General features: G+C 66.3%; 9 protein-coding genes. 6 read left to right on the top strand and 3 right to left on the bottom strand.

All coding sequences use genetic code 11. The annotated features are described in order from the left end of the window. Nucleotides 1–53 precede the first annotated feature (53 nt). Nucleotides 54–3,092, bottom strand: a complete 3,039-nt coding sequence (locus tag PX653_RS04380) for a CHASE domain-containing hybrid sensor histidine kinase/response regulator family protein (RefSeq protein WP_277416701.1) — start codon at nucleotides 3,090–3,092, stop codon at nucleotides 54–56. Between the two features lie 111 nt (nucleotides 3,093–3,203). On the opposite strand from PX653_RS04380, the gene PX653_RS04375 reads away from it, so the two are divergent. The 5 genes from PX653_RS04375 to PX653_RS04355 all read left to right on the top strand — a co-directional run bounded on the left by PX653_RS04375 (nucleotide 3,204) and on the right by PX653_RS04355 (nucleotide 8,403). Further along, entirely contained in the window at nucleotides 3,204–3,707 is a 504-nt protein-coding gene (locus tag PX653_RS04375; protein ID WP_277416700.1) for a hypothetical protein, read from the top strand. Between the two features lie 208 nt (nucleotides 3,708–3,915). Next, nucleotides 3,916–4,806, top strand: coding sequence for an MOSC domain-containing protein (locus PX653_RS04370; RefSeq protein WP_277416699.1), 891 nt, complete (start codon nucleotides 3,916–3,918; stop codon nucleotides 4,804–4,806). Between the two features lie 574 nt (nucleotides 4,807–5,380). Then, nucleotides 5,381–5,656 carry a hypothetical protein gene (locus tag PX653_RS04365; protein WP_277416698.1) on the top strand — a complete coding sequence of 92 codons (276 nt, stop codon included), beginning with the start codon at nucleotides 5,381–5,383 and terminating at the stop codon, nucleotides 5,654–5,656. 2 nt (nucleotides 5,657–5,658) lie between these two features. Further along, complete coding sequence (locus PX653_RS04360) at nucleotides 5,659–6,777, top strand: hypothetical protein (RefSeq protein ID WP_277416697.1); 1,119 nt, start codon at nucleotides 5,659–5,661, stop codon at nucleotides 6,775–6,777. Between the two features lie 207 nt (nucleotides 6,778–6,984). Then, complete coding sequence (locus PX653_RS04355) at nucleotides 6,985–8,403, top strand: hypothetical protein (RefSeq protein WP_277416696.1); 1,419 nt, start codon at nucleotides 6,985–6,987, stop codon at nucleotides 8,401–8,403. 130 nt (nucleotides 8,404–8,533) lie between these two features. Here the strand turns inward: PX653_RS04355 and PX653_RS04350 are convergent, their stop codons facing one another. Then, complete coding sequence (locus PX653_RS04350) at nucleotides 8,534–9,343, bottom strand: AraC family transcriptional regulator (RefSeq protein ID WP_277416695.1); 810 nt, start codon at nucleotides 9,341–9,343, stop codon at nucleotides 8,534–8,536. Between the two features lie 94 nt (nucleotides 9,344–9,437). On the opposite strand from PX653_RS04350, the gene PX653_RS04345 reads away from it, so the two are divergent. Then, nucleotides 9,438–10,079 (top strand): MSMEG_1061 family FMN-dependent PPOX-type flavoprotein, encoded by a 642-nt coding sequence (locus PX653_RS04345; protein WP_277416694.1) that lies wholly within the window; start codon nucleotides 9,438–9,440, stop codon nucleotides 10,077–10,079. A 2-nt stretch (nucleotides 10,080–10,081) separates the two neighbouring features. On the opposite strand, the gene xth is transcribed toward PX653_RS04345, so the two are convergent. After that, nucleotides 10,082–11,035, bottom strand: coding sequence for an exodeoxyribonuclease III (gene xth, locus PX653_RS04340; RefSeq protein ID WP_277416693.1), 954 nt, complete (start codon nucleotides 11,033–11,035; stop codon nucleotides 10,082–10,084). Nucleotides 11,036–11,106 lie beyond the last annotated feature (71 nt).

The following is an 11,106-nucleotide window of genomic DNA, read 5'->3' as shown; positions in this document are numbered from 1 at the left end:
GGCGGGTCGGGTTACAAACCCTATTATCGCTCAGTTGCCGCCAGGGCGCGACTTCACTCGGCCGTCCCGGGCAGCCACGCTTCCAGCTCTTCCTCGACGTACAGCTCCAGCTGGTCCAGCAACGGGCGCATATGGACGACGATGGCCCGTGCCTCCTCGATGCGGCCGCCCTTGCGCAGCCGCTCCAGCGCCAGGCACAGTTCGGCGAAGCTTTGCGCCCCCACCGCCCGCGCCGACGACTTGATGCGGTGCCCCAGCTCGGACAGCCGGGTGACGTCGCCCTGCGCCAGCGCCTCGTCCACCTCGTCCATTCCCTCCCGTGCCGACTCCAGGAACATCAGCGTGTACTTGCGCATCTTCGCCGGTTTGTTGCCGAAGGTCTGGCCCAGCGCCGTGATGTCGAACAGCGGCGCGCCGGCCGCCGCCGGCGGCAGCTCATTGACCGGCGCCGGCGTGGCGGGCATGGCCGGCTGCAGCGCCGGCGCGGTCGTGCTGCGCACGGCGGGCGGCCGCGCATGGGCCGCCCGCTGGCTCAGCCACTTCGACAGCACGCCGAACAGCAAGGCCGGCGCGATCGGCTTGGTGACGAACTCGTCCATCCCGGCCGCCAGGCAGCGCGCTTCGTCCTCGCGGCCCGCGTTGGCCGTCATCGCAATCACCAGCGTGCCGGACAGGCGCGGGTGGGCGCGGATCTGGCGGGTTGCCTCGTAGCCGTCCATCACCGGCATCTGCACGTCCATCAGCACGCAGTCGAACTGCCCCTTCTGCAACAGGTCGATGGCCTCGCGGCCGTTGTTGGCGACGACGACGGTGGCGCCGGCGTCCTCCAGCAGCTCCTGGCCCACCTGCTGGCTGAACACGTTGTCCTCCACCAGCAGGATGCTGGCGCCGCGGATCGCGGCCATCGTGCTGTCCTCCAGGGCGGCCGGGCTGGCCGGCGCTAGTTCGGCGCCGCGCTGCAGCCGCGCGGTAAACCAGAACGTGCTGCCGACGCCGGGTGCGCTTTCGACGCCGACCGTACCGCCCATCAGCTCGGCCAACTGCTTGCTGATGACGAGGCCCAGGCCCGTGCCGCCATACTTGCGGGTGGTCGACGCGTCGGCCTGGTGGAACGACTGGAACAGGTTGGCGACCTGCTGCGGCGTCATGCCGATGCCGCTGTCCTGCACCTCGAAGCGCACCACGATCGCGCTGTCGCGCGTCTCCTCGGCGCGGGCGCGGATATAGATGCGGCCCTGCTCGGAAAACTTGATCGCGTTGCTGGTGAAGTTCAGCAGCACCTGCTCCAGGCGCAGCGGATCGCCGCGCAACTGCGCCGGCAGGCCGGGCCATGTCTCGAACACCAGTTCCAGGCCGCGCCGCGCGGCATCGTCGCCCAGCTGGCTGGCGACGTTGGCCAGCAGCGCATCCAGGCTGAAATCGAGCACTTCCAGCTCGAGGCGGCCAGCCTCGATCTTGGAGAAATCCAGGATATGGTTGATGATCCCCAGCAGGTGCTGGCCGGAGTGGTAGATCTTCTGCAGGTAGTCGCGCTGGCGCGGGTCCGTCACGGATTTCAGCGCCAGGTGCGCCATGCCGATCACGCTGTTCATCGGCGTGCGGATCTCATGGCTCATGTTCGACAGGAATGCGCTCTTGGCCTCGCTGGCGGCCTGCGCCTCCTCCTTCAGGCGGTGCAGCTGCGTGACGTCGGTGGAGAGGGCGATGACGGCGCGCCCACTGTCCAGTTCCACGGGTGCCTTGACGGTCCACAGGTGGCGTACCGCGCCGTCCGCATCCGCATACTGGCCCTCGCTCGAACGCCTCATGCCGTCCGCCAGCACCAGCCGGTCTTCCTGCCAGGCCGCGTCCGCGGCGGCCGCCGGCATCAGCTCGCGGTCGGTGCGGCCGACGATGGAGTCGGCCGGCCGGCCCATCACCTGCGCCTGGCGCGCATTGACGTAGACGTAGCGCCGCTCGCCATCCTTCATGTACACATGCGCATCGACGGTATCGAGCACGCTGTCGAGCAGGCGGCGCTGCTCCTGGGCCTTGCGCCGCTGCGACGTCAGCATGAACACGTAGCTGTAGATCAGCATGGTGCCGATGAAGCCGGTGGCCAGCGCGACGCGCGGCAGCGCACGGTCGAAGGCGCTGATGATGTCCGTCTTGTGGGCATTGAACTGCGCCTTCCACAGGCTGCCGTTGAAATCGATCGGCAGCACGACGACGAAATAGTCGTCCAGGTCGCCACGCAGCGCGGGCGGCGCCTCCAGCGAACCGTTGTCGTTGTACAGCAGGCGGTCGTCGGCCTCGATTTCCAGGCGGCGCTGGTCCGGCGGCGTGTTGCCGTCCGAATACAGGATCATGTGGATCTTGCGGTCGGCCATCTCGTCGATGGCGCCCTGCACCAGCGCCGCCACGGAAAAACCGATGCCGACCGAGCCCTGGTAGGCAGCGCGCCGGCTGGCCACGTCGTTGACGAGCGCGCCGCGCCGGTACACGGGCAGGCGCATGCCCAGGCCCACGTGGGGAATCGCACCAGGCACCATGATGGGCTGGCCGGAGGCGCTGATCTGGCCCGTATCGCGCGACAGCGCCATGGCCCGCTCGATGGCCGGATTGGCGATGATGTCCACGCCGAAGCGGTTCTTCAAGGTGGACATCGGTTCCAGCCACGTCAGCGGCGCGTAGCTGGCCCGGCGTCCCGGCGGACGGATGTCGAAGCCGGGATAGCCGCCGGGATCGAGGCTGGTGTCGGCACGCACGGCGGCGACGAACGCGTCGCGTTGCGCATCCACAACGTGAGGCGCATACGTGATGGCCTCGATGGCGGGAAAGTGTTGTGCCAGCCCCAGGCTGTTGACGTACTGCTGGAACTGCAGGCGCGACAGGTCGTCCGACGTCTGGAACAGCGCCACCAGGCCGCGCACGACGTCGGAGTAGGACTTGACCCGGGCCGAGATGCTGTACTGAGTGGCGCGGGTGGCGCTGTCGAAGCGCTGGCGGGCATCCTCCTCGACGCTGCGTCGCGCGCCGGCATAGAACGACAGCCCGACCGCCGTCGCCAGCGCGAGACCGATGACCCACTGCAGCGTGCGGCCCAGCGTCATTGTCGTCCTCAATTCGCCCGATTTAGCCATTACACGTCGTCTGAATAAGTTGCACTACAGCAGGATACTCCGAAAGGCCCCGGCCACCAAGAATCATGGGCCGACGCGCCGATGGGGAGGAACTTTTGCGCCACTGCCGGGTCGAACCTGGACGACATCGAACGGGAGGCAGGAATGGCGCACGCGACAGTGGGAGCGGAACAGGAACCGGTTGCGCAGGTCGCATTCGGCGGCGGTCGGGATGGCCACCGGCCACGGCGCGAGGCTGGCTGTCCGCGCGTGGCGCTGGCCGCCGTGGCGCTGGCGGTGGCCGGCACGACAGCGTTGCTGGCGCCCTGCCTGCGTGCGGCCGGGTTGGAGACCGTCGCGGCGATCGGCGCAGCCGGGCTGGCGGCGGTGTTTGCGGTCGTGCTGGTCATTGTCTCCATTTCCGTGTTGGCGGCGCCGGCCGCCCCTGGCCGCCCGTGCCGGCCGCGCGGCCACGGCACTGCCGGTGGCGCACGGCTGGCCGGACCGGCTGTCGCCGGGCAGCGTACGCGCGCGGGAGGCGGCGCTTCTACCGGTATCCTATCCGCAAGCGGCCGTTGTTGGCCGTCCGGCAGGGCACCGCCTTGATGCTCAAAGGAGGGCTTGCCGCGTCAAGGCGTGGACGGCCCGGCAGTGAGGATGCGTCGGAGCATCGGCTCGCGCGGCGGGGCCGGCTTCGTCGCGACTATCCGTGGCGAAGTCCTCCAGACCGTTTGCCTGGATCAGCCTGGATCTGGTGGGATTGCCTCGATTTGCCCGGATTTGCTTTAACAACCTTCAGACAAGGACATTGCGCATGGCACAGCTGAACCGGGGCCCGGCGTCGGCCGGGGTCCCCCGCGACGACGACGATCCGTACGCCGCGACGCCGGTCGCGGCACCGCACCGTGCGGATGCTCCCATCCAATCGATCCAGCCCGACCGTCTCGGTGCCGTGATCGGCAGCGTGCTGGGGCTGATGTTGCGCGGCCGGGCCCCGCCGGCAGGCCGCACAGCCAATGGCGCTGGCGAAATCCCGGCCGCGCCACTGGCGCAAGCCGTTGCGGGTCACGGCCTGGACGGCGACCGGCATGCCGATCCCCTGTCGCCACGCCAGGTACTGCTGGCAGGTGCGCCGGCCTACCGCCGCCATGGCCTGGCGGCCCATACGCTGCGGGAAAACGTGCTGCTCGACGTCGACACGGCCACACTGCCTTCCGGCACCCTGCTGCGCCTGGGCGATGAGGTCATCGTGGCGCTGACGTTCCACTGCGAAGCGTGCGGCTACCTGGACGCGCGCCACCCGGGCATCGCGCGCGTCATCGGCCAGGACCGGGGCGTACTGGCCCGGGTGCTGCACGGCGGCACGCTGCGGCCGGGCGACCCCGTCGTCCGGCTGCCTGAAACGCTGCCCCGTGGTCCGACGACTGGCGCGCGCGCGTGGCGCATATCCTGGCCCAGGTGCCGGAAGGGATGGTGGTGGAATACCGGCAGCTGGCCCGGCTGGCTGGCGTGCAGGTGGTCTATTGCCGGGCGTTTCCGGCGCTGGCGCGCAAGCTGGGGTTGGCGGAGCGGGCTGTGTCGCAACACGTGCGCCCGGAGCTGCCGCGGTGGCTGGGAGAGCCGGTCTCTGGCGCCTGCGCGACGGCATCCGCGTAGAACGGCCTGGCCCGCGTGCCGACCGTCAACATCCGCCACAGGCGCTTAAGGATGGCTGCGACGCTGCCTTGGCGTTGCCGGCCCTTACCTGCCTTACCTGCCTTACCTGCCTTACCTGCCTTCACCTGCCTCGCCCGCCCCTACCTGCTCGACTCCCTCGGGCTGGCAGCACGCTGGCGCCGGCCGGGTAGCTCTGCCGGTGCATTTCCCGCGCGTAGCGCTCAATCAACGTCATCCAGGTGCCGATGGGCTGTTCCAATATCACCAAGCACGGCGCCTGGCGAAAGGCGCGCTTAAAGCAAGTACGATAATTACCCGTTCACCCGTTCACTTACTCGCCCATTCACCCAGTCACCCATTTCCCCGTTCACCCAACCATTTTCAACCGCTGGGCAATACCAGCCCCCCGGACGACAATATACCTTTTATACCCTCCCTCTGCGGGGTGTTTCTGATATCGCCAAAGGCGCAATCTGGCATTTCCCGTCGCAGCCATCAATCGCACGAGTAACCTGCGCAGCGTTCCTGATCGCGAAGACAGCGCGGCTAACCCGGCGTTTGCGAGATTGCCAGTACGGCAGCTGACGGGCGGATAAATCCATCGACTTTGCAATGGGGAAATCATGAGTGCAATTACCGGAAATACCTTGCAACAACCGAGTGGCCCTTACTGGTATTGGACTGAACTGGGTCCGGAGCGTATCAACCTGAACGAAAATACGGTTGAACTTCCGCCAGGAAGATACGAGGCCTTCTGGGATATCCGGGGCAATAGCGGGGATACTTTCCAGTTCCAGATCGTGGCCGACGACGGCACTGTGTTATTAGACGTAACGCGTACCATCCCAGCGGGCGAAGTCGACGATTGGGATAAGCGGCTTTTCACCGTGCGAGGCTGATCATGGCACCCCGCTTCCGCCTTGCCCTGGCAGCGACGATGGCAAACACAATGCTGTTTTCGCCATCGTGCTTCAGTCAACAGAACGATCCGCCCAAAGTCGATCTTCCCGAGGTCGGCTATCGCGCCGAAGTGCGCTCCGCCGTTTCCGCCCCAGGCGCCCAGCTGTCGGCGACAAACGAGAGCTCGAGCGTGTCACTGAAGCTGTCCAGTACCCCGAAAACAACGCTTGCGCGCGATGTGAACAAGCCAGGGTTTGCAACATGGTCGATCTGGAGCGTGACGGCCGAAGCGCCCCTGGAGAAAGGCGAAAAACGGCACGACTTGCTGCACCAGGACGGCTGGGGCAATTCGACGTCGGTTGGCTTCAATTACGTCCGCTTCCTCACCCCGCAACCGCCAAAGAACCAGGTCGAATCGGAAAAGTATTGCCGGCTGGGCCAGGCAGCACGGTTTGACGTGGAAAAAAAGAAGCTTGCGGCAAACGCCACCGAGGTGCATCTAAACCAGCTAAGGAAACAGATCGAGGCGGACGGCTGTCCGGTCGACAATATCCGCAAGTACGCTCCCCATTTACTCGACGCGGTGCGCGCAGCGGGCGGCTATCCCCGCGCAGGCGGCTTCCTGTTGGGCGTCTCCGGCGCGCTGGAATTCCAGAACATAAAATTTTACACGCCCGATACCTTGACGGAAAAGAAAGAGAATCACAGGCCATGGTCGCTGGCGGTCACCGGCGGCTGGAATCCGGAACGCATTGAAAAACTGTTCCTGCTGTTTCGTGCCGAGCACAAACGCAGCTACGAGGCAGACGATGAAGTAACACGCTGCCCGGTTGGCGGGACCGATCCTACGGTGATCTGTGTCACGGGATCGTTCGCCCCGCCCAAGCTCACGAAGAACAATGTCATTTCGTTCGAGTCCAGGTACCTGTTCAAGAAGATCGCCATTGCCGCCATCGTCTCGCGCAACCTCGGCAAGGATGTGACGACGGTCGACCTACCGGTCTACCTGATCGGCAACGACAAGGTGCCGTTGAACGGCGGCGTGCGCCTGGGCTGGGACAGCAAGGACAAGGACCTGAAAGCAGGCGTATTCGTCGGGGTGCCGTTCGCCTTCTTCTGAACGGCCTCCAGCCGGGCACTAGCCTGGCTGCAGCCCGGCTCCAGCGGCGCCAAGGTAGCGAACGGGCCTGGACAACAGCCCAGTGCAGTGGCCCGGCCGCGGCAACGCGCGCACCCATGGGTGTTGCGATCTTTTTGGACCGTACGAGCAGCGGCCTCGTGCGGACACCGGAGATGCCGCTAAGCCATCACTTCGACAGGAGGCGCCATGCGCTGGTTCCCCATTACGTCTGGCCACGGCATTCAGGCCATCCTCTTCGCAGGCCTTTGCGGCCTGCTGTCCCCGGCAGCCTCCGCGGAGCCCTGTAACGCACAGAACCAACCGCCAGGATGCACGCCCAAGCCCGGCGACAAAGGCGGCGCTCAACCGCCCGCCGAGCCCAAGCAACCCGCCGTGGCGTCGGACCACATTGTCAAAGGGGTCTACTCGGTCAATACCTACCGGTTTTGTCGCGCTCACGAATGGCAGCGGGGAACGACAGCCGACGCGTCGGAATGCAAGCATTCTCTGCAGGGCGCTCAGCTCGCGCTCACCGGTGCAGGCGACATCGTCGTTGCACTGGATGCCGCGGCGTATCAAGCTTCGGTGGCCTATGCGGCAAAAAGCGGCGCCAAACGGTATGTCTACTTTAACGGCGTAGAGCTGACGGACGAAACGCAGGTCAGGAAGGAAGATGCCTTCGGTGGCTATGTGTTCGAACGCATCCACCTGCAGCCGAAAGAAAAGTCCAAGCTGCTGTGGAGCGGCATTATCCGGGAAGCAGGGATCACCGGGACAGTCCCGCTGCGGGTCGGCTTTGGCTGGCAGGCCAACGGCGCGACCAGCACGACGCAATATTCCTCTGCCCAGGAGCCCAGGGTCGCTGTCAGCGACGACGCGCAACTGATGGGCGCCATCGCTGCCGTCGTGGTGCTGATCGCATTCGCCCTGGCGGTCGCTGTCTACACCGATATCCTGCGCGACCGGTATCCCGCCGAACTCGCCAGTGTCGTTGCGGAGGCGCGTTTGCTGCGCGAGCGGCTGGAGCACCGTGCCGTCAAGGACAGGACGGCGCTGCTGACCGCGGTATATCCCGCCTACCGTCGAGGGCCGCGCGGATACGACGTCATCTGTCGCGACGCCGCGGATACCGCGCTGCGCGACCCCGTGAACGCTGTGGCCTCTCCGGCAATGACGATCGGGCTGGCGGAATCCGATATTTCATACAGCCTGACCCGGATCCAGCTGTTCGCCTGGTTCCTGTTTGCCATCGCTGCGGGCATCTATTTCTGGTTCCTGCTGGGTGAACTGCCCCCGATCGACAATTCGGTGCTTGCACTGCTCGGTATCAGCAGTGGCATCGCCGGGGTTTCCTGGGCCGTCGATGCCAGCGACAAGACGGCGGTGAAGCAGCCCAACGCCGGCCTGTCCAGGAGCCTGCTCTCCGACATGATCCGTAGTGCCGAAGACAAGGACCAGGTGCACCGCTTCCAGGCAGTCATCGTGAACGTCTTGTTGCTGGCCATCGGCTGCGTCCACGTGGTCCGCAGCATTACTTATCCGACGTTCGATCAGAGCTGGCTGATTTTCCTGACCATCAGCGGGGCCACGTTTGCGCTCGGCAAACAGATGAACGAGAAAAAATAGCCGACATGTCTTCTGGCCGTTCCAGGCCCTGCCGGATGAACGTTTCTGTCGCCCCTGTTGATGGGCTTTCGGGAAGCCAGCCGCCTCGAAAGAAAGCGCGATGCTGCGCCATCAGCCCCTGGCAACGATCTCATTCATCCGATGCAGGGTCCCGTGACCGGCGCTGCAGCCGCTCCCGATAAACCGCCGGCGTCACCCCGAACGTGCGCCGGAACAACCCTATAAAGGTACTCGGCGTGGAATACCCCAAATCCAGCGCAATATGCGTCACCGGCACCGCCTCGGCCAGCAACTCCAGCGCGCGCATCAGCCGCGCGCGCTGGCGCCAGGCGGTAAACGTAAAACCCGTCTCCGCGACGAAGCGACGGCTCAGCGAACGGTCGCTGATTGCCGCCCACTGCGCCCAATCCTCCAGGCTGCGGCTGTCGGCCGGGTCGGCCAGCAAGGCATCGGCGATGCGCAGCAGGCGGGTGTCGCGCGGCAGCGGCAGGCCCAGCGGGTCGGCCGGCAAGGAGCCGATCTCGTCCAGGATGACGGCGGCCAGCCGTTCGGCGTAGTTGTCCAGCGGTCCCAGCGGCCAGCGGGCGGCGCGCTGGGTCGCTTCGCGCAGCAACCCGGACATGCGGATGGCGCAGGGCGCTGCCGGCAGGCCGGGGCAGGCCGGCTCGGCCACGTAGACGGCATAGCCATGGAACGGGCCGTGCGCGCGCGCCCAGTGCACGCGGTGTGGTGGTACCCAGACCGCGTGGGTGGCTGGCACGACCCAGACGCCGTCGTCGACGCCGATGGTCAGCAAGCCTTGCACCGACCCGAACAGTTGGCCGCGGCAGTGCGCGTGCGGACCGGCGCTGCGTTCGGTGGCCTGGTGGGCGGCCGCGACGATGATGACGGGTCCGTCGGACGTATTGATGAGCGCAGGATCGAGGTGTTCGTCAGCCATTTGGCGTCAAATCGATATTGATTGGCTCCGCAATTGTACAGCCGCCACGGCGACCACCTTTACACTGGGGATCCCTTGACCCGCAGGAGCTTGCATGTCCGCCATCGACGCCCTCCCCCGCCCCGATCTCGACGCCCTGTACGACCCGCCGGCCGAGCGTATCCAGCAAGCCGTGCTGGATCGCCTCGTCGATTTCCATCGCGACTATCTTGCCGTGGCGTCGTTCTTCTGCCTGGCCACCGGCAGCGCGCAGGGCCTGGACGCCTCACCGCGCGGCGGGCCACCCGGTTTCGTACACGCGCTGGACGACCACCACGTCGCGTTTGCGGACTGGCCCGGCAATAACCGCATCGAATCGCTGCGCAACCTGGCGCGGGACGACCGCGTCGGCATGCTGTTCCTGTTTCCCGGGCTGGAACTGTTCATGCGCATCAACGGCCGCGCCCGCGCGACGACGGACGACACCCTGCTCACGCGCCTGGCTGAAGGGAACAAACGGCCGAAGACGGCCATTGTCGTCGCAATCGACGAAGTGCTGTTTCACTGCGGCAAGGCGATCAACCGCGCGGGGCTGTGGCAGACGGAGCGCCGCGTGGACCGGGAAGCCTTGCCGACACCGGGCGAAATGGTCGAAGCGCTGAATGCCGCCGCGCAAGGTCGCGCCGTGGACCCCGCTGCCGCCGGGCAGCTCGACGCGCATTACACGCAAGCCGTACGCCAGGATCTCTACGGCTGAAATCAGGTGGCCGGCGCGGCTTTCCGCTTCCGAGCCGCGGGGACGGCAACAGGCGCCTCGTCCGCCGACTTTACGGCAGCCTTGCGTGCCGCCGCCTTGCGCGGCGCCTTGACGGGCTTGGCCCCATCGTCATCGGCTGCCCCAGCCGTGGCTTCCCCGCCCGCCTTCTCCGCCCCGGCGACGGAGAGGTCCAGCTCGATCCAGGTCGGCGCGTGGTCGCTGGGCTTTTCCCGTCCGCGCACGTCCCGGTCCACCCCTGCGGCCTTCAACGCCGGCGCCAATGCCGGGCTCAGCAGCAAATGATCGATGCGCAGACCGGCATCGCGGCCGTACGCGTTGCGGAAGTAGTCCCAGAAGGTATAGATCTTCTCGCCCGGGTGCAGGGTGCGCAGCGAGTCGGTCCAGCCCTGCGCCACCAGGCGATGGAACGCTGCCCGCGTTTCCGGCCGGAACAGCGCATCGTCGCCCCAGCGCTCCGGCTTGTACACATCCAGTTCGGTGGGCATCACGTTGAAGTCGCCCGCCAGCACGACCTTTGCGCCCGTTGCCAGCAGCTGCTCGCCACGGCGGATCAGCCGTTCGAACCACTTCAGCTTGTAGTCGAACTTGGGCCCCGGCGCCGGATTGCCATTGGGTAGGTACAGGCACGCGATGACGACGTCGTCGACCACCGCCTCGATGTAGCGGCTCTGCTCGTCCTCCGGATCGCCCGGCAGGCCGCGGCCGATTTCCTGGGGCGTCTTGCCGCGGGCCAGGATGGCCACGCCGTTCCAGCTCTTCTGGCCATGCCAGATGGCGTCATAGCCGGCGGCCCGGATGGCTTCCAGCGGGAATTTTTCCTGGGGTGCCTTCAGCTCCTGCAGGCAGGCGACGTCCGGCTGCTTTTCCTCCAGCCATTGCAGCAGGGCCGGCAGGCGACTGCCGATGCCGTTGACATTGAATGTAGCGATACGCATGCGTTCTCCGTGTTGTGGCAATCAGTGCCAACCTCTATTGTGACCTCGACGGCACGGGCGCCGCCACACGA

It is taken from the genome of Pseudoduganella chitinolytica (genome assembly GCF_029028125.1).
Taxonomy (GTDB): domain Bacteria; phylum Pseudomonadota; class Gammaproteobacteria; order Burkholderiales; family Burkholderiaceae_D; genus Rugamonas; species Rugamonas chitinolytica.
The sequence above is the reverse complement of the archived record's forward strand: the minus strand, read 5'-3'. Positions and strand labels throughout refer to the sequence as shown.